The organism is Gordonia sp. YC-XJ4, assembly GCF_059511865.1.
Map to the genome: position 1 here is coordinate 1,555,611 of NZ_CM183447.1, position 17,728 is coordinate 1,573,338.

The following is a 17,728-nucleotide window of genomic DNA, read 5'->3' on the forward strand; positions in this document are numbered from 1 at the left end:
CCTGTGAAAGCGCTGGCCGGTCGATCGCGCCGCCTGATGTGGTCGAATTATCCGTTTTCAGTGCGCTGGTGCAGGATTCGGCGAGTGCTCGCCTCGGGTGAGATGTCGAGCCGGCGCAGCAATTGGGCGTTCAGTGCCACGACGACGGTGGACGCCGACATCAGGATCGCGCCGACGCTCATCGGCAGCACGAAGCCGATCGGTGCGAGCGCGCCGGCCGCCAGCGGCACCGAGATCAGGTTGTATCCCGCTGCCCACCACAGGTTCTGCTGCATCTTGCGATAGCCCGCACGCGACAACTCGATCACCGACAACACCGAGCGCGGATCGGAGGATGCGAGGATGACGCCGGCGGAGGCGACCGCGACGTCGGTGCCCGCACCGATCGCGATGCCGACGTCGGCTTGTGCCAGAGCGGGGGCGTCGTTGACGCCGTCGCCAACCATGGCGACCCGATGGCCCTCGCGCTGAAGCTCAGAAACCGTGGCGGACTTGTCTTCTGGACGTACACCCGCGTAGACGCGGTCGATGTCGAGCTCGGCGGCGACGCTGTCGGCAACGGCCTGCGCATCTCCGGTGACCATCACCACCTGCACGCCGAGGCGGTGTAGGGCGTCGACGGCCTGCCGCGATTCGGGGCGGACCTCGTCGGCGAGTCGCAGTGCGCCGATCACCGCGCCATCGGCGACCACGTGCAGGATGATCGCGCCCTGCACGCGCCAGTCGTCGGCGACGGCGAGCTCGTCGAGTCCCATCTCGTCGAGCATGCGCGGACCACCCACCCGTATCGAGCGGCCATGTGCCACCGCGGTGACGCCGACGGCCGGAGACGATGAGAAGTCCTGTGCGGGTGCGATGTCCAGCTCCTCGGAGCGAGCAGCCTGCACGATCGCGCGGGCCAGGGGATGCTCACTGCCGGATTCTGCGGACGCCGCAGCGGCGAGAACGTCGCCGGAGGAATGGTCCGGCGTCGGCTCGACAGCGGTGACCGCGGGCTCGCCCTTGGTCAGAGTGCCCGTCTTATCGAACAAGACCGCGTCGACGGTCCGCATCGACTCGAGCGCCAAGCGGTCCTTGATCAGCACCCCGCCGCGCGCGGCCCGTTCGGTGGCGATCGCGACGACCAACGGGATGGCCAGGCCCAGCGCGTGCGGGCAGGCGATGACGAGCACGGTGATGGTGCGGACGACGGCATCGTCGGGCATCCCGAGTGCGACCCAGACGATCGCCGTCAGAACGGCTGAGCCCAGCGCGAACCAGAACAGCCAGCCGGCGGCGGTGTCGGCGAGACGCTGGGCCCGCGAGGACGATCCCTGCGCTTCGGCGACGAGTCGTCCGATCCCTGCCAGGGCCGTGTCGTCGCCGATCGCCGAGACCTCGATCCGCAACCCGGAATCGGTGGCGACGGTGCCGGCCACCACCGAATCCCCGACGCCCCGCGTGACCGGCGTGGATTCGCCGGTCACCATCGATTCGTCGAGGTTCGCCGACCCGTCCAGGACGACACCGTCGGCGGGTATCGAGCCACCCGGGCGTACGAGCACCACGTCGCCGACGACGAGGTCGTCCGGCGCGACGCTCACGGTCTGCCCGTCGACCACCTTCTCGGCGGAGTCCGGGAGCAGGGCCGCCAACGAATCGAGTGCCGATGTCGCCTGCGCCAGCGAACGCATCTCGATCCAGTGACCGAGCAGCATGATGACGACAAGAAGTGCCAGCTCCCACCAGAAATCAAGCTCGTGATCAAGCAGATGCAGGGTCGATCCCCACGACGCGACAAACGCGACGGTGATCGCGAGCGCGATCAACAGCATCATGCCCGGCGCGCGGGAACGGATCTCGCCGACCGCGCCGCCGAGGAACGGGCGACCTCCCCACAGATAGATCACGTTTCCGATCGCCGGGGAGACCCAGCGCACCCATTCGGCGGAGGGGAGCGAGTAGCCGATCAGGTCGGCGAACATACCGCTGAACACCACGGTCGGGATCGCGAGCACCACCATGATCCAGAAGAGCCGGCGAAATACGGCAACGTGATCTCCGTGCCCGGCGTGACCACTCATCGCACTGTGACCGGAATGGCCTGCGTGTGCTGAGTGCGTGTGTTCCGGGTGATCGGTGGTGTTTCCATGCTGGTCGTGCTGCTCCATGCTGCCGACCATATACCCCTAGGGGGTATGATGCAACGATGCTCTGGACCGTGAGAATCGGGTTCGGCCAACGGCAAAGGCCCGCATCCCCTTCGGGATACGGGCCTTCGATGGAGGTGCGAGCGACTCAGCGGGAGTGGCGGCCGGGGCCGTCCGGCGGATAGTCGTCGGGGTACTGCTCCCCGGGGTACTGCTCGCCCGGATACTGCTGACCGGGCGGCGGATAGTTACCCGGAGGGTAGTTGCCGGGCGGCGGGTAATTGCCGGGCTGTCCGCCTGCGGGCGGGTAGTTACCCGGCGGGGGATAGTTGCCCGGCGCGGGAGACGGCGTCGGCGAACCCGGTCCCGGATACGGCGTGGTTCCCGGCCCCTGGCTGGGACGTTCGGGCGGAGTGAACGGGCCCGACGGTGCCGGATCGGAATACGGTGCCGGCGGCGGGCTGATCCGCTTGGTCGTGGTGTCCGCCGCGGCCCCCGAGCCCGGGTCACGGTTGGCCGGGCCCCCGGGCTCTCCGGTCGGTGGCCCGGAGGGATCGCTGAGGTGCGGCGGCAGGATTGACTGCGCCTGCTCCTTGGCTGCCGAACTCGACCCCTCGGGAGCGAGGAAATCGCGGATCTCGGTGAGCAGCGAGATCTCGGTGACCTGGGCCTCGTCGGGCTTCTTCCCCAGCGACGCAAGCTTGTTGTACGGAACGATGATGATGAAGTAGATGACGGCGGCGACGATCAGGAAGTTGATGATCGCCGCGATCAGCCCACCGAAGTCGAGGAAGGTCGCCTGATTGTCGGTGATCTTGAAGCCGAGCCCACAGACCGAGACCGGGTTGTTGACGACGGTGTCGCCGGCCTTGGTGGTCGAGCCACCGCAGTCGCTTTGTCCGGTGGGGATGGCCGCGAGCAGCGGATTGATGATGCCGGTGGTGAACGCCGTGACGATACCGGTGAACGCAGCGCCGACGATGACCGCGGTGGCCAATTCGACGACGTTGCCTCTGAGTATGAAATCCTTGAAGCCCTTGAGCACTTCCGGTCCTTCCTGATCGGTCTTCGGTGCCGGGTATTCATGCCGCGACGCCCACGGGTGGGTACGGACTTTATGTAAACTCTATCCAGGATCGTAAACGACACTGAGTATTTCGCTCAGTGAGTCGACAAGACGCGCAACAGCAATTGTGTCCAGTGGGTCGTGGTGGCGCCCGGAATCCGGGTGTCCCCTCGGCGTCGGAGTGGCCTGATCGGTCGGCGGTAACGGCGGGCGAGGTTAGTGCAGCACCACCGCGAGTGGCACGTCGAGCCCTGCTCCGGCAACTCGATGAGCTGCGGTTTCGGTCATCGCGAGCAAGATCGGCGGGTTGCTCGTCGCGCGCGTCGGCGTCGTCGGGCCCGCACCGGGAACCAGCGCGACGATGGCACCCGCGGCCAGGATCTGTGCCTGGGCGTTGAGCACATCCACGAGATCCCCGGCCCGTAACAATGATGCGACCGTGTCGTCGGCGAGTCGGACCGGTACCAGCCGCGCATCGGCCCGTCCGGTCAACTCCATCGGCAGGCGCGGCGACAGCAGCCGCGATTCGGTGACGATTTCTCCGGCGCGTACCGGGCCGGTCACCGTATGCGACTCGCCGTCGGCGGTCAGCCGTAGCGCTCCGTCGGGCACGAGGTCCACCGGAATGCGGAGCTCGCGCAGGTCGGTGCCGGTCACGGTGTGTCCCGGAAGCAGATCGCGCGCCGCCACCAGGACCGGCGCATCGTTCTTCGCGCGCTGACCGGTGACGCCGACGGCCACGGCCACCGCCACGAGTAGCAGCGCTGCGCTGCGCCTGATCATCACCGATCGCGCCCAGCCGGGACGCAGGGCGTGAGCGACGCGATCCCGCAGTCGCGGCCCGAGTGCCGAACCACCTCCGAAGACGTTCATGACGGGCAAATTAGCGGTTCTCGGCGCCCCCGATCCGGATCGAGTGACGCCCTGTGGACAAAAGGCTTGTGGGCCTTGTTCTTCCACAGGGTGGACCTCCCGGATTGGACGTGGGCCCTTGTGAACTGGGAGAATGGCATTCGGTGTGCCGGGAAGTCTGGTCGGCTCCGCGCTCGTGACGAGCCGGATTCTTGCCGACGACCGATCAGGAGCCGCCCGTGACGGACCCCGACAACACCTGCACCGACCCCCACGCCGAGTCGGATCCCGCCAAGACAGGCCACACAACCTGGCGGGTTGCCGACCGACGGGCACGCCTGCGGCGGGTACTCGCCCTCGACACCACCAGCGGAATCCTGCTGTTGACCTTCGCGGCAATCGCGATTGTCTGGGCCAACACACCCTGGCGCGAGGCCTACCACCACCTACTCGCGATCGAGGTCGGGCCGGAGTCACTCCACCTGCACCTGACGCTGGCGCAATGGGCGGCCGACGGTCTGCTCGCGATCTTCTTCTTCGTCGTCGGTGTGGAGCTCAAACACGAGTTCGTCGCCGGGGGACTGCGCGATCTGCGACTCGCCGGTGTGCCGATCGCAGCTGCGGTCGGCGGCATGGTCACTCCTGCCCTGGTGTATCTGCTGGTTGTGGGCACCACCTCGGACGATCCGTCGGCGCTGCACGGCTGGGCGACACCGACGGCCACCGACATCGCCTTCGCCCTGGCGGTCCTCGCCATCTGCGGGCGCGGCCTACCGCTGGCGCTGCGCACCTTCCTGCTGACGCTGGCCGTTGTCGACGACCTGCTGGGCATCATCGTGATTGCCACCGTCTACACCGACACCATCGATCTGCTGATGTTGGGTGCCGCGGTGCTCGTCGTCGTGGTCTTCGCACTCGCTGTGCGTGCGCCGCGCACTCACTGGTGGTTGCTGTTGCCGCTGGCGTTGGTGGCGTGGGCGTTGATGCACGCCTCCGGGGTACACGCCACGGTCGCCGGCGTGCTGCTCGGATTCGTGGTGCCCGCCAAACCGATTCGTGGTGAGAAGCTCAGTCGCGCGGAACTGTTCGACGAGACGGTACGGCCCTGGTCGTCGTCGGTGGCGCTACCGGTGTTCGCATTCGCGGCCGCCGGTGTGTCGGTGGTCGGGGCGGGCGATGCATTGGTGGAGCCGGTCTCGCTCGGCATCGTGGCCGGCCTGGTTCTCGGAAAGATCGTCGGCGTGCTCGGCGCGACCGCGGTGATGACCCGATTCACGCCGCTCCGACTACCCGATGCCATCGGTCTGCGAGATCTCGTACCGATCGGCATGCTCACCGGTGTCGGATTCACCGTCGCCTTGCTGATCTCAGAGCTGTCGTTCGAGGACGGCGAGCATGCCGCGCCGGCCAAGGCCGCCATCCTCATCGGCTCGGTGATCGCCGCTGCCCTCGCGGGCCTGCTGCTGCGCTGGGACGCGCGCAAAACCCGCGACCCCGATATGAACCGCGACGGCATTCCCGACCGCGACATCGAGGTCATCGGCGGATAGCCTTCTGACCAGCACAAACCACCTCTACTGGCACTCGGAATGTCCGAGTGCCAGTTTCGGTTAAACTGATCGAGGTTCCTACGTTTCCTGTGGAGGTTTTCGGTGCCCACTTACTCGTATGCGTGCACGGAGTGTGACAACAAGTTCGACGTCGTGCAGTCGTTCTCCGACGACTCGCTCACCGAGTGCCCTCAGTGCACCGGGCGGCTGCGCAAACTGTTCAACTCCGTCGGGATCGTGTTCAAGGGAAGCGGCTTCTACCGCACCGACTCCCGCAACGGCTCGTCGTCGTCGGAGAGCAGCAGCTCCTCGGAATCCAAGTCCGACTCGTCGTCGAGCTCGTCCTCTGACTCCTCGAGCAGCAGCACCAGCCCATCGTCGAGCAGTGACTCCAAGTCGTCGTCGAGCTCCTCGAGCAGCACCAAGGCAGCGACACCCGCTTCGGCCTGACCGACGCACCAAGCTCGCTCACCGCAACCGCGTGAACCCACCACCCGGCGTGAGCGCCCACCCCATCGGCACGTCATAGGCGTCGGCGGGTAAATCGTCGACCAGCTCATGGTCGTAGACGATGCCGACGAGCGCGCCCGCAACCCCGGCGATGCTGCGGTCGTAATAGCCTGCGCCACGGCCCAATCGGCTACCGGTGCGCGCGACCGCCAGCGCCGGGACAAAGACGACGTCGGCATCTGAGACCGCGTCGACGCCCAGCCGCGGGCCCGTCGGCTCGAGAAGTCCGAACCGACCCCTGGCCAGCGAGTCCCGCGCGTCGTAACGCACCCAGTCCAGCGGCGCCGGCGGTCCGGACGGCACCACCGGCAACAACACCGTGCAACCGCGCTCACGCAGTGCGTCGAGAAATGCCACCGACCCCGGCTCGGCGCCCACCGGAACGTATGCCGCGACCGTCACCGTGGCGTCGAGCAGCACAGGGCTCGATGCGAGGTGGGCGACGAGCCGGGTCGATGCGCGGTCACGATCCTCGACGGTCAAGTTCGTTCGCCGGGTCGTGAAGCCGGCCCGCAACTCGTCCTTGCCCGCCACGGGTTCTCCTTCGCCTCAGATCGCAGGTGCCGCGCGTATCGTAGCGCTGACCAGGTGTGACACCGGTCTCGGTGGCGGCGATCTCCCAGCGTTCGCGAATCGTATCTGTGGCTGCTTCCCGGCAACCGACATTAGGGTGTTTCTCATGACCAGCGTGAGTAATTCGACGACCGAGATTCCCGAGTACCACGACGTACCCGACACCCCGCCGATCCCACGTACCGCGGTGGTCCCGGCCGCGGGTCTGGGCACACGATTCCTGCCGGCGACCAAGACGGTGCCCAAGGAGTTGTTGCCCGTCGTCGATACCCCCGGCATCGAACTCGTCGCCGAGGAGGCCAAGTCGGCGGGCGCCGAACGGCTGCTGATCATCACCTCGCCCGGCAAGGACGGCGTGGTCGCGCACTTCGTCGAAGACCTGGTGCTGGAGAACACGCTGGCCAAGCGCGGCAAGGCGGCGATGCTCGCCAAGGTCCGCAAGGCACCGTCGCTGCTCGACGTGGCCTCGGTGATCCAGGACAAGCCGCTCGGTCTCGGCCATGCGGTCGGATGCGTCGAGGACTACCTCGACGACGACGAGGACGCGATCGCGGTGCTGCTGCCCGACGATCTGGTGCTGCCCGGCGGGGTGCTCGAGGTGATGGCCCGTACCCGGCAACGACGCGGCGGATCGGTGCTGTGTGCCATCGAGGTCCCCGGCGACCGCATCAGTGCCTACGGCGTCTTCGACGTCGAGGACCTGCCCGACGCCAACAACCCGAACGTCAAGCGCCTCAAGGGCATGGTCGAAAAACCCGCACCCGAGGACGCGCCGTCGAATCTCGCGGCTGCGGGCCGATACATCCTCGACCGCAAGATCTTTGACGCGCTGCGCCGCATCAAGCCCGGTGCGGGTGGCGAATTGCAGCTGACCGACGCGATCGCCCTGCTCATCGAGGAAGGTGAGCCGGTGCACGTGGTCGTCCATCACGGCACCCGTCACGACCTCGGCAACCCCGGCGGCTACCTGAAAGCGGCCGTCGACTTCGCCCTCGACCGCGACGACTACGGCCCCGACCTGCGCGAGTGGCTCACCGAGCGCCTCAAGCAGGACTGACCCGCCCTCTGGTGTCGGGTATGCGGCCCTCCGCGCGCCTGACACGTGTGCGCCTGCCCGACGACTAGCCTTTACCCGAAGGTCGACCGGCAGGTACCCCGGCCGATGAGAGTGCGCACGGGCCGGCGGCGGAGTGAGGTGAGATGCGTTCGGTTGAGGATCATCTGTCGTTGGTGACGGCCGCGGCGGTCGCGCCGCGCCCGGTGCGTGTGGCGATCTCCGAGGCCCAGGGTTTGATGTGCGCCGAAGAGGTCGTCACCGAACACCCAATGCCCGGCTTCGACCAGGCCGCCGTCGACGGATACGCGGTACGTGCAGTCGACGTGGCACTCGCCGGGGTGCCCGCACCCGAGGAACTCGACGAGTTCGACGCCGGCGGTGCCGAACTCGTCGATCTCGAGGCGAACGAACCGATGATCGTGTCGTTGCCGGTGGTCGGGGAGGTCTCACCCGGAGCCCGCACGCCGACCCGTCTACAACCGCGGCAGGCAGTGCGCGTCGAAACCGGTGCTCCCATGCCGACTCTCGCCGACGCGGTGGTGCCGCTGCGGTGGACCGACGGCGGGGAGTCGAAGGTCAAGGTGGGCCACGGCGTCGAGAGCGGCGACTACGTGCGACGCGTCGGCGACGACGTACAGCCCGGTGACGTCGCCGTCCGTGCCGGGTCGATCATTGGGTCGGCGCAGGTGGGTCTGCTCGCCGCCGTCGGGCATGCGCGCGTCATGGTGCACCCGCGTCCGCGACTGTCGGTGATCTCCATCGGCTCCGAACTCGTCGACATCGACCGCACCCCCGGACCCGGACAGATCTACGACGTCAACAGCTACGCCCTCGCCGCGGCCGCCCGCGACGCCGGCGCCGACGTCAACCGAGTCGGCATCGCCGAACGCGACAGCTCCCGCATGCGGGAAGTCGTTGAAGCGCAACTCATCCGGTCGGAGATCGTGGTGATCTGCGGTGCGATCGGCGGACAGGCGGGCGGCGCGGTCGTCGATGCCCTCAGCGATCTCGGAGACCTCGAGATCGTGCGGGTGGCCATGCACCCCGGCTCGGTCCAGGGCTTCGGTCGGCTCGGCCGTGACGAGGTGCCCACCTTCTTGCTGCCGTCCAATCCGGTCAGCGCCCTGGTGTCGTTCGAGGTGATGGTGCGTCCGCTGATTCGCATCGCGCTGGGCAAACGGCAACCGATGCGCCGGGTCATCAAGGCACGCACCATCGGCCCGATCGCGTCGGTCAAGGGCCGCAAGGGATATCTGCGCGGACAGCTGATGCGCGACGAACGATCCGGTGAATACCTCGTGCAGGTTCTCGGGGCGTCGCCGACCGGATCGAGTCATCTGCTCGCCGAACTCGCCGAGGCCAACTGCCTGATCATCGTGGACTCCGACGTCGAGGAACTAGGGATCGGCGACGAGGTGGAGGTCGCCTTCCTCGCCCAACGCGGCTGACACCGACGAGTCGGCGCGCGTACCGGTTACCTCCGCGCCGGGCGATGGTCACCGCATAGACTCCGAGATGTGTTCAGGTGGCTGAGTGGCGAACCGGTCAGTCCGGGGTGGCCCGCGACGCTGGGACCTCTGGGGACCAGGGCGGGTGCGGTGACGATACGGCCGGTGAAGTTGCGAGACGCCAAGGACTGGAGCGAGTTGCGCATCCGCAACCAGAACTCGCTGATGCCGTGGGAACCGACGGGTGTCGGATCGTGGGCGTCGCGTCATCAGGTCTCGTCCTGGCCGCCGCTGTTCGCGGTGCTGAAATCCGAGGCCAAGCGAGGGACGTTGTTGCCGTTCGTGATCGAACTCGACGGCGTCTACATCGGCCAGCTCACCGTTGGCAACATCCAACGCGGCGCGGTGCGTACCGCTTGGATCGGCTACTGGATCGACGCCGGCCACGCCGGACAGGGCATCACCACCGCGGCCGTCGCGCTCGGCGTCGACCACTGCTTCGGTCCGGTCGGTCTGCACCGGCTCGACGCGACCGTCCAACCGGACAACGTTGCCTCCCAAGCGGTGTTGAGCAAGGTCGGGTTCCGACGCGAGGGGCTGCTCGAGCGGTACATGGACGTCAACAAACGCTGGCGTGATCATTTCCTCTATGCCCTCACCGCCGAGGAGATCACCGGTAGCGCCACCGAAACCCTCGTGCGGTCGGGGCGGGCGGCGTTTCTGTAGCCGAGTTGCCGCTGGCGTGGGTCGACGGGCGCCGGTCAGCCACCGAAGAACACCGCCAGAGCCTGTGCTGACTCAGCGGCCGAGCTGATGTTCGCGGCGCAGACCACCCCGGTGGCCAGCGCGGCGAGCGTCAACGCGGCAGCGCGGACGAACCGCCGCATCCGGGCGCCGCGGGGTGCAATCGCCGCGGCACGAAGGACGACGCCGGCCGCACCGAGAACACCGACGGTGAGCATGCCGGCGATCACCGCGAATGCCGTGTGGTACCGGGCGAAGTCGTCGACGAGAACCTGCAGGGGTGCGGTGAATCCGCCGCCGACGGATGCCATGAGTTCGGTGTGCGCCTGACTCGCGATGGCGAGGGTCGTCGGGTCACCGCTGCCGGAGAGGAAGGGCAGTAGCGAGGACAACGGTGCGATTGCGCCCTGGATGTTCGCTGCCACGATGACGAGAGCGATCGCGGCGACGGCAGCAGCCGGTAGCGCCCGCAAGGGTCGGCGGCGCGTGGGCTCGCTCGTTCCCCGGTAGAGGGCGATGGTCAGTCGACATGCGACAACGAGTAACGCCAGGCCGATCACGGCTTTCGCGATGTGAAAGCGCCGCCAGTCGTCGACAAGAGCCGTCAGATCGGCGGGTGGTGTGCTCGACCCGCTCTTCCAGAAATGGGCGAACGCCGAGCCGAAGGCCGTGGCCATGCCGCCGGGACCGGGACCGGTGAGCAACCAGGGCGCGAGCATCGTCGCCGCAGCGAGCGCGACGGTCAGCACGCCGAGGGCGACGATCCGGGCGGTATTGGTCGTTGGAGTCGGGGGGTGGCGATGAGTGTGCATGACGGGCAATGACTTTCGTTCGGTGATCGGGGACCCGAACCATGGTGGACCCATCGGCCGGTGCGGCACATCGGCAGCGAGAACGGTGTGTATCGCGACGAAGCGTCCTCCGCGCGGACGAGCTCGAAACCGTTCGCGAGGAGGACGCGTCCTGCGGACTCGGGGTCTACAGTTGGCTCCGATGCCGACCCAGATTGCCGAGACCGCACGTCGCTGGCGCGTGTGGTGGATGACCGACACAGCTCCGGGTACCGCGGCAACCGACGGCTCGGTTGCCACTCGCGTCGGCCGGTGGTTACGGATCGTTGCGACGTCGCCGGCAGTATCGGTGATCGTTCCCGTCGTGGTTGTTCTGGGTTGTGCCGCAATCCAATTGAGTCAGCGAAGCGGTCCGACTGCCGCTCATCCAGGGGCCGCGCTGCTCGTGAGTGTGCTGCTGGCGCTCCCGCTGTTGGTGCGGCATCGCCTTCCGGTGACGGTGTTCGCGGTGCTCGCGCTCGTCGCTTTCGTGCAATGGGCCCTCGACCTTCGGTTGGTGGCCGACATCGCCCTGCTGATCGCCGTGTACACGGTGGCGTCGGCGTATCCGGCTCGTACGGCCTGGGCCGCGGCCGCCGTCGTCGAGTTGGGTGCGGTGTTGGCGGTGCTGCGGTGGCAGGCGAGCGGCGACCGCATCGAATCCCTTGTGCTGTTGACCGGGCCGTTGATCGCCGCGGTGTGCGCCGGGATCGCGGTGCGCAACCGCCGGAATGCGATCCTTGGCGCCGCGGAGGGTGCCCGACGACGCGAGCGTGAACGGCATCAGGCCGAACTGCTCGCCGCCGCACGACACCGGCAACAGATCGCGCGGGAGATGCATGACGTGGTGGCACATGGTCTCTCGGTGATGGTCACGCTGACCGAGGGGGTGCTGGCCACCGGGGATCGCGACCCCGCCGCCACGCAGGACGCGATGAGGCGCGTCGCCGACACCGGCCGCGAGGCGCTCGACGACATGCGCGACCTCGTCCGGGTCCTGCGCGCCGACGAGCTGCCGCGCCGACCGCAACCCGGTGTCGACGACGTCGAGCCCCTGGTGGATGAGTGTCGGCGCACCGGAGTCGACATCGAGCTCGTCGTCGAGGGAACCGCGACCGATGTGTCGGCGCCGGAGGGCCTGACCGTGTACCGCATCGTGCAGGAAGCCTTGACCAACGTGCGAAAACACGCCGACGCGACCACGGTTCGCGTGAACCTGGTCTTCCGCGACGACGCGATCGACGTCGAGATCGTCGACGACGGGCGCAGCTCCGCGCGCTCGGCCGAGCCGGGGTTCGGACTGACCGGGGTTGCCGAGCGCGCGGCATTCCATGGCGGTCGGACGGGGTCCGGACCCCTGGTGGGCGGAGGTTGGCGGGTCTGGGCGTGCATCCCGACACGACGCGTCGCGACAGGCGCCGACCGATGACGATCCGGGTGGCCATCGTCGACGACCAGGAACTCGTCCGGCTCGGGCTACGGATGGTCTTGCAGGCCGCCGACGGCATCGAGGTGGTGGGGGAGGCCTCCGACGGTGACGAGGCCGTGGCACTCGTCGAGTCCTGCGCTCCCGACGTGATCCTGATGGATGTGCGAATGCCCCGGATGAACGGCGTCGAGGCGACCCGGCAGGTGGTGGGCCACCGCCCATCGGTGCGGGTGCTGGTGTTGACGACCTTCGACGTCGACGAGTACGCCTTCGACGCCATCCGCGCAGGAGCGGCCGGGTTCTTGCTGAAAGACGTGCGTGGCGCGGAGTTGGTGGATGCGGTCGCGGCCGTCGCCCGAGGTGACGCGGTGATGTCCCCGCGTATCACCCGCGCCCTGGTCGACGCGTACGCCGCGACTCCGCCCGCGCACGCCGCACCCGACCCGGTTCCCGTCGACGACCTGACCGAACGCGAACGGCAGGTGGTGATCGCCGTGGCTCGCGGACTGTCGAATCGAGAAATTGCGTCGGAGTTGTTCGTCTCCGAGACCACGGTGAAGTCGCATGTGGCCAACATTCTCGCCAAGCTCAACCTACGCAACAGGATTCACGTGGTGATCTACGCCTATGAGCGTGATCTCGTGCGACGCGATGGATGAGCAGACGGCGTCGGGTTCCGTAGCATCGGGCCATGACGCAGCTGGAGATCATCGTCCGCGGCAACGCCGACGGAAAATTCACGCCCGAGCGGGCAGTGGTGCACCTTCGGGTGGCGGTGTCGGGGAGCGAACGGGAAGCGGTGTACCGCGACGCGATCGAGGTGCATGCGCGTCTGATCGCGACGCTCGACGAACTGGCCGGTACCGACGCCGTGGCCACGTGGTCGAGCGACACCGTGCACGTGTACTCCCATCGGCCCTATGACGCGAAGGGCAAGCTGCGAGACCTCGTGTACTCCACCAACATCGGCGTCGACATCGAATTCGCCGACGTCGACGCGCTGGGCGGGTTCATCGACGTGTGGGCGCAGGAATCCGGGGTCGACGTTGCCGGCGTGCGGTGGGCACTCACCCCGGAGAGCCGTCGTCGGCACGAGGCGGAGTTGCGTCGCGCGGCCGTCGAGGACGCCGTACTCAAGGCGCAGGCCTACGCCGATGCGGTCGGGCGCGGACCGGTCACCCCGACCCAGCTCGCCGACCCGGAGATGCTCGACGCCCATCAGCCGATGCCCCGGGCACTACTGGCCGCCGGGGCGCCTGCCGGTGACGGCGGCTCGCCATCGCTCGACCTGCGATCCCGCGACATCGAGTTGTCGGTGACCGTCGACGCGCGCTTCATCGCCGAATGACGGTGCGCGTCCACTGAGAAGTGCATGTGAACTCCGACCGTTTCGGGGGTGCCCCGGCGCGTCTGCGCAGGATGCGGCGCGTCCGCACCTAGATTGTGGAGTGGCCCGGTGTAACCAGAGTGAAGAAAGGGAGAGCCATGCCGAACTCCGTCCTGTGGGTCTGCCTCGTTGCGGTGTGGCTCTTCGTGTTGGTGCCGATGGTGATCAAAGGTCGGCCGCAGACCAAGAAGACCACTGAGGTCGCCAAGGCGACCCGCCTTCTCCATCGTGGTGGCACCCGAGCTCGCAGCACTCGTCGGCGCGCGGCCGGTGCACACCCGCACGACCCGAGCTACGTCTCCGAACGCACGACCGCTCGTCGTTCGGCGACCGCGGTTCTCGACGCCGAGGACGACGACACCGTGGATGGCGACGCCGAAGACCGGACTGCAGAAGCGGTTTCGTCGGTCGACTCCGATGCCGACGAGGTGCTCACCGGTGACGTCGAGACCGACGACGTCGGAGACATCGAGGACGCGGTGGCCGAGAAGGTCACCATCACCCGTGTCGAGGTCGATGTCGTCGAGGTCGAGGTGGATCTGCTCGACGAGGACGACGACGCCGAACTGGACGACGAGTCGCAGTTCGAGGACGCCGAACTCGAGGACGACTACGACGATGACGAGAACGCCGAGTACGACGATGACTACGACGAAGACGCCGAGTATGACGACGAAGGCGCCGAGTATGAGGACGACCTCGACGGTGACTACGAGGATTCCGAGTACGACGAGTATGACGATGAGGGCTACGACGACGAAGTAGATCTCGAGGACGAGGTCGACGAAGAACTCGAAGGTCTCCGGAAGCGTCGGGAGGCAACACCTGCCGCGGCGAAGGAGTCGGTTCCGGAGGTCAAGCAGGACAGGAAGTCTCGTCGTCGGAGTGCGTACACGATCGATGCGACCGGCGACGCGTTGCGCTACAAGGAGCGCCAGCGGGTCACCCTGGCACTCGCGGCAATGGTCATTGCGGCCATTGTCTGCGGTGTGCTGTTCGGCCAATACGGCTGGATCGCCACCGGGGTGACGGGCGTGCTGTTCGTCGGATACCTGTTCTACCTGCGGCGAACCGTCAAGGCAGAGCAGCAGATTCGGGCCCAGCGCATCGCCCGCGCACGCCGCGCCGCGAAGGCCGAGGCAGAGCGTGAGCGCCGCGAGATGCAGACACCGGAGTTCGCTGCCGCCCCACCGCCGCCGCGGCTACGTCGTCCCGGTGGTGCGGTGGTCCTCGAGATCGACGACGAGGACCCGGTATTCGACCATCTGCCGCCGTTCCAGCGGCGTCGCGTCATGCGCGAGGACGAGGACTTCCGGCAGGCCGCGGCCGGCTGACATCCAGCGACTCCGGGTGCGCGACAATCCATTCGCGTCCCGATCGGACGGCGCGGCACAATGCCAGCCGTTCACCGATGTAGAGCGACGGCGCTCCCAGCAGCGGAACCCACGACAGTGTCGAGAACGGTCGCGGCGGCTGGGGGCGCCGACTCATCTGCGCGTCGACCTTGCGCAGGATCTGCGCGATGTCCCACAGCAGACGCAGAGCCGATCGCTTCGAGGTTGCGTTCTCCGGGCCGACCGGCGCCACCGACGCCGGGAGAGAGTCATCGGGGAGGTCGCGGTCGCACAGCACCGACGCGAGCAGGCGGATCTGCCACGCGCGGTCAGTGACGCCGTACTCGCGGGCGATCGCGACGAGGACCGTGGCCTGATTGGCAAAGCCCAGCGGAGTTGCCAAGGGCAACACCTTGGCCCACGCGCCCAGCGCGCCGGGATAGGCCACGGCGATCGTGTTGACGGTGCCGAGCCGGCTGATCCACCAGTCGGCGCGATCCTTCATCGACAGCTCCGTCCAGCCCTTGGTGCCCGGCCAGTCGGCGACGTCGAGCGCCTTGGCGACGGTGTGCTGGACCGCGGCGATCCCCGAATGGTCGCCCTCGTCGAAGGTGTGTGCCTTCAGTCCCAGCGGGTCCCGTTCGGCCAGCACGTCGAGGAGCGGATCGATCACCGCGATCGCTGCGTCCAACGCTCTTGCCAACTGCTCATTCGTCATCTCGGCCACGAGGTGCAGGGTAGCGGCACGAGGTACGACACGGTGTGACCTGGCGTTTGTGAGGTGCGCGGGCGGTGCTGCTAGAGTGTCAACGGTCGGTTTCCGGACCGGCACGGGGCTATGGCGCAGTTGGTAGCGCGACTCGTTCGCATCGAGTAGGTCAGGGGTTCGATTCCCCTTAGCTCCACTGAGATCTCGTTTGCAGGTCGGTCTGATTGTCGAAATGCGGCTCGGAGTCTGAGAGACTGAGGCATGACCACCGCGATCCCGCTCGATGCTGAGGCGATCGCTGGTGTGTGCGCGCGGTATGGCGTCAAGCGGTTACGAGTGTTCGGCTCGGTACTGACCAAGCGCTTCGATCCGGGCCGTAGCGATGTCGATTTCCTGGTCGAGTTCAAGAACGGCCGCGAGAACGTGTTTCATGACTACTTCGACCTCAAATCGGCGCTTGAACAGATCGTAGGGCGCGATGTGGACCTCGTGGTGGCCAATGCGGTGAAGAATCCCTATGTCGCCAAGTCGATCTTCGACAGCGCTGAAGATGTCTACGCGGCCTGACAACAGCACAGCGGGATACATCTGGGACGCGTTGACCGAACGTCAGATTGAGATCGTTGGGGAAGCCCTTCGCAACTCTCGGCGGGTTGATGCGGATCCGGCTGCACGAATACCTCACGTGCACACGATTATCGGCATGCGTAACGTCCTTGTGCATGGGTGCGCCCAGGTAGGCAGGTCCATCGTGTGGACAGCAGCGACGATGGACGTGTCGGACCTGATACCGGTACTGGAGGCACTGCTCGGCGAGTCAGAGAACGAGCTGGGGTAATGGCCGACTTTCCCTGCGTCGCACGGGCAAAACCAGCCGGGGTGAGTGACCAGGAGCCGTAAGTGAAAAATCCAGTCGCATCGAGTAGCTCTGCGCGAGACTCGTCATGTATGTGATCCGGGATCTCGGCGAGATGGTGGTCTGGCGGGATGGTGTCATTGTCAATCCTGGCGGCACCAAACCCCGGACGATTCTCGCGCTGCTGTGTGCTCACGCAGGGAGGCCGGTACCCGCGTCTACGCTCATCGCCGAGGTGTGGGGCGCCGACGCCCCGGCAAAGACCCAGCGGGCGCTGGAATCGCAGATGTGGCGGTTGCGGAAGGCGTTGATACCGGAGGGCTTTCCGCCGGTGATCATCACCGAACGCGCCGGGTATCGGCTCGATCTCGATGAGGTGTCGGTGGACTCGATCGATTTCGATGCTGCCGGCGTCGCGGTGCTCAGTGGCGCTGTGGTGGACCCGTCGGCACTCGACGCGGTGCTCTCGACGTGGCGCGGCGAGCCGTTCACCACGGCTGCGCCCTCCCCAGGCCTCGATCAGGCCCGTCGGCAGCTGGACGTCATCCGGACAGCGTTGCTGACCCGTCGTGCCGATCTGAGTGCGGAATCGGGTCAGCACCATCGGGCGATCGACGAGGCCCAAGCATTGATCACCCGGGACCCGCTCGACGAGCACGCGTGGGCGCTGAAGATCGCGGCCCTCGCCGCGACCGGCCAACGCGCCGAGGCGTTCACCGCGTACCGCGACGTCCGCGAACTCCTCGCGACCGAACTCGGCGTCACCCCAGGAGACGAGATTCGTGCGGCTCATCGCCACGCTCTCGGCCAGCACAATCGGAGCGTCAGGCGGCTCCATCTACCGTCGCAACACACGTCGTTCGTCGGGCGCGCCGCCGAACTGGCCGAGACCGTGCGGTTGCTCGAATCGGAACGTGTCGTCGCCCTCGATGGCATCCCGGGAGTCGGCAAGACGCGCCTGGCACTGGAAGCGGCACGGCGCGTTGCCGATTCGTTCGACGACGGCGTGTGGTTCATCGACCGGAGCGCCGACGCTGGCGTGGCCGAAACCGTCCTCACCACAATGCGAATCCAGCCCGCGGCAGACTCCACCGCAGGTCTCGATCAGGTGTGTGATCATCTGGCGACGATGTCTGTGCTACTTGTCCTCGACGGCCCCATGTCGTCCGAGGACGTCGACGTTGTCGACGCGATTCTGCAACGGTGGGTCAAGCCCCTAGAAGTGGTGTAACTGGTTTTTGATCCTTCGTTGGT

At 67.1% G+C, this 17,728-nt stretch carries 18 protein-coding genes and 1 tRNA gene; 13 read left to right on the forward strand and 6 right to left on the reverse strand.

From position 1 onward, the window contains the following. Positions 1-47: 47 nt before the first annotated feature. The 3 genes from AC5ZH6_RS06795 to AC5ZH6_RS06805 form a co-directional block, all read right to left on the reverse strand. Positions 48-2,150 (reverse strand): heavy metal translocating P-type ATPase, encoded by a 2,103-nt coding sequence (locus tag AC5ZH6_RS06795; protein WP_496168729.1) that lies wholly within the window; start codon positions 2,148-2,150, stop codon positions 48-50. A gap of 127 nt (positions 2,151-2,277) precedes the next feature. Then, positions 2,278-3,174 carry a large conductance mechanosensitive channel protein MscL gene (locus AC5ZH6_RS06800; protein WP_271355139.1) on the reverse strand — a complete coding sequence of 299 codons (897 nt, stop codon included), beginning with the start codon at positions 3,172-3,174 and terminating at the stop codon, positions 2,278-2,280. 237 nt (positions 3,175-3,411) lie between these two features. Then, positions 3,412-4,068 carry an SAF domain-containing protein gene (locus AC5ZH6_RS06805; protein ID WP_211542223.1) on the reverse strand — a complete coding sequence of 219 codons (657 nt, stop codon included), beginning with the start codon at positions 4,066-4,068 and terminating at the stop codon, positions 3,412-3,414. Positions 4,069-4,286: 218 nt separating this feature from the next. Here AC5ZH6_RS06805 and nhaA point away from each other — a divergent pair, with 218 nt between their 5' ends. Continuing rightward, positions 4,287-5,597, forward strand: a complete 1,311-nt coding sequence (gene nhaA / locus AC5ZH6_RS06810; RefSeq protein ID WP_249154746.1) for a Na+/H+ antiporter NhaA — start codon at positions 4,287-4,289, stop codon at positions 5,595-5,597. Between the two features lie 102 nt (positions 5,598-5,699). Beyond that, positions 5,700-6,047: an FmdB family zinc ribbon protein gene (locus tag AC5ZH6_RS06815; RefSeq protein ID WP_211542219.1), complete on the forward strand. Its 348-nt coding sequence runs from the start codon at positions 5,700-5,702 to the stop codon at positions 6,045-6,047. A gap of 18 nt (positions 6,048-6,065) precedes the next feature. Here AC5ZH6_RS06815 and AC5ZH6_RS06820 read toward each other — a convergent pair whose 3' ends face one another. After that, positions 6,066-6,641: a 5-formyltetrahydrofolate cyclo-ligase gene (locus AC5ZH6_RS06820; RefSeq protein WP_496168732.1), complete on the reverse strand. Its 576-nt coding sequence runs from the start codon at positions 6,639-6,641 to the stop codon at positions 6,066-6,068. A 145-nt stretch (positions 6,642-6,786) separates the two neighbouring features. On the opposite strand from AC5ZH6_RS06820, the gene AC5ZH6_RS06825 reads away from it, so the two are divergent. The 3 genes from AC5ZH6_RS06825 (at position 6,787) to AC5ZH6_RS06835 (ending at position 9,911) form a co-directional block, all read left to right on the forward strand. Further along, positions 6,787-7,737: a UTP--glucose-1-phosphate uridylyltransferase gene (locus AC5ZH6_RS06825; RefSeq protein ID WP_020172095.1), complete on the forward strand. Its 951-nt coding sequence runs from the start codon at positions 6,787-6,789 to the stop codon at positions 7,735-7,737. Between the two features lie 143 nt (positions 7,738-7,880). After that, entirely contained in the window at positions 7,881-9,185 is a 1,305-nt protein-coding gene (glp, locus tag AC5ZH6_RS06830) for a molybdotransferase-like divisome protein Glp (protein ID WP_496168734.1), read from the forward strand. Between the two features lie 69 nt (positions 9,186-9,254). Then, positions 9,255-9,911: a GNAT family N-acetyltransferase gene (locus tag AC5ZH6_RS06835; RefSeq protein WP_496168736.1), complete on the forward strand. Its 657-nt coding sequence runs from the start codon at positions 9,255-9,257 to the stop codon at positions 9,909-9,911. Positions 9,912-9,946: 35 nt separating this feature from the next. Here the strand turns inward: AC5ZH6_RS06835 and AC5ZH6_RS06840 are convergent, their stop codons facing one another. Continuing rightward, positions 9,947-10,741 (reverse strand): hypothetical protein, encoded by a 795-nt coding sequence (locus AC5ZH6_RS06840; RefSeq protein ID WP_496168737.1) that lies wholly within the window; start codon positions 10,739-10,741, stop codon positions 9,947-9,949. Between the two features lie 181 nt (positions 10,742-10,922). Here AC5ZH6_RS06840 and AC5ZH6_RS06845 point away from each other — a divergent pair, with 181 nt between their 5' ends. The 4 genes from AC5ZH6_RS06845 (at position 10,923) to sepX (ending at position 14,909) form a co-directional block, all read left to right on the forward strand. Beyond that, on the forward strand, positions 10,923-12,188 hold the full coding sequence (locus tag AC5ZH6_RS06845; protein WP_496168739.1) for a sensor histidine kinase: 1,266 nt from the start codon (positions 10,923-10,925) through the stop codon (positions 12,186-12,188). Continuing rightward, positions 12,185-12,847: a response regulator gene (locus tag AC5ZH6_RS06850; RefSeq protein WP_455410480.1), complete on the forward strand. Its 663-nt coding sequence runs from the start codon at positions 12,185-12,187 to the stop codon at positions 12,845-12,847. The genes AC5ZH6_RS06845 and AC5ZH6_RS06850 overlap by 4 nt, the downstream gene beginning before the upstream one ends. A 32-nt stretch (positions 12,848-12,879) precedes the next feature. Beyond that, positions 12,880-13,536, forward strand: coding sequence for an SIMPL domain-containing protein (locus AC5ZH6_RS06855; RefSeq protein ID WP_496168741.1), 657 nt, complete (start codon positions 12,880-12,882; stop codon positions 13,534-13,536). A gap of 137 nt (positions 13,537-13,673) precedes the next feature. Then, complete coding sequence (gene sepX / locus AC5ZH6_RS06860) at positions 13,674-14,909, forward strand: divisome protein SepX/GlpR (RefSeq protein WP_496168743.1); 1,236 nt, start codon at positions 13,674-13,676, stop codon at positions 14,907-14,909. On the opposite strand, the gene AC5ZH6_RS06865 is transcribed toward sepX, so the two are convergent. After that, complete coding sequence (locus AC5ZH6_RS06865) at positions 14,866-15,636, reverse strand: hypothetical protein (protein WP_496168744.1); 771 nt, start codon at positions 15,634-15,636, stop codon at positions 14,866-14,868. The genes sepX and AC5ZH6_RS06865 overlap by 44 nt on opposite strands. A 105-nt stretch (positions 15,637-15,741) precedes the next feature. On the opposite strand from AC5ZH6_RS06865, the gene AC5ZH6_RS06870 reads away from it, so the two are divergent. The 4 genes from AC5ZH6_RS06870 (at position 15,742) to AC5ZH6_RS06885 (ending at position 17,705) form a co-directional block, all read left to right on the forward strand. Continuing rightward, positions 15,742-15,814 (forward strand) — tRNA-Ala (locus AC5ZH6_RS06870). 65 nt (positions 15,815-15,879) lie between these two features. Further along, a complete protein-coding gene (locus AC5ZH6_RS06875; RefSeq protein WP_265077685.1) occupies positions 15,880-16,185 on the forward strand; it encodes a nucleotidyltransferase family protein in 306 nt (101 codons plus the stop codon). Then, entirely contained in the window at positions 16,169-16,456 is a 288-nt protein-coding gene (locus AC5ZH6_RS06880) for a HepT-like ribonuclease domain-containing protein (protein ID WP_496168746.1), read from the forward strand. The genes AC5ZH6_RS06875 and AC5ZH6_RS06880 overlap by 17 nt, the downstream gene beginning before the upstream one ends. Positions 16,457-16,562: 106 nt before the next feature. Continuing rightward, complete coding sequence (locus AC5ZH6_RS06885) at positions 16,563-17,705, forward strand: AfsR/SARP family transcriptional regulator (RefSeq protein WP_496168748.1); 1,143 nt, start codon at positions 16,563-16,565, stop codon at positions 17,703-17,705. Positions 17,706-17,728: the final 23 nt, after the last annotated feature.

Coding starts and splice junctions, on each gene's coding strand:
- AC5ZH6_RS06795 (WP_496168729.1), bottom strand. CDS start 2,150: ATGGAGCAGCACGACCAGCATGGAAACACCACCGATCACCCGGAACAC.
- AC5ZH6_RS06805 (WP_211542223.1), bottom strand. CDS start 4,068: ATGAACGTCTTCGGAGGTGGTTCGGCACTCGGGCCGCGACTGCGGGAT.
- AC5ZH6_RS06825 (WP_020172095.1), top strand. CDS start 6,787: ATGACCAGCGTGAGTAATTCGACGACCGAGATTCCCGAGTACCACGAC.
- glp (WP_496168734.1), top strand. CDS start 7,881: ATGCGTTCGGTTGAGGATCATCTGTCGTTGGTGACGGCCGCGGCGGTC.
- AC5ZH6_RS06840 (WP_496168737.1), bottom strand. CDS start 10,741: ATGCACACTCATCGCCACCCCCCGACTCCAACGACCAATACCGCCCGG.
- AC5ZH6_RS06845 (WP_496168739.1), top strand. CDS start 10,923: ATGCCGACCCAGATTGCCGAGACCGCACGTCGCTGGCGCGTGTGGTGG.
- AC5ZH6_RS06850 (WP_455410480.1), top strand. CDS start 12,185: ATGACGATCCGGGTGGCCATCGTCGACGACCAGGAACTCGTCCGGCTC.
- AC5ZH6_RS06855 (WP_496168741.1), top strand. CDS start 12,880: ATGACGCAGCTGGAGATCATCGTCCGCGGCAACGCCGACGGAAAATTC.
- sepX (WP_496168743.1), top strand. CDS start 13,674: ATGCCGAACTCCGTCCTGTGGGTCTGCCTCGTTGCGGTGTGGCTCTTC.
- AC5ZH6_RS06875 (WP_265077685.1), top strand. CDS start 15,880: ATGACCACCGCGATCCCGCTCGATGCTGAGGCGATCGCTGGTGTGTGC.
- AC5ZH6_RS06880 (WP_496168746.1), top strand. CDS start 16,169: ATGTCTACGCGGCCTGACAACAGCACAGCGGGATACATCTGGGACGCG.
- AC5ZH6_RS06885 (WP_496168748.1), top strand. CDS start 16,563: ATGTATGTGATCCGGGATCTCGGCGAGATGGTGGTCTGGCGGGATGGT.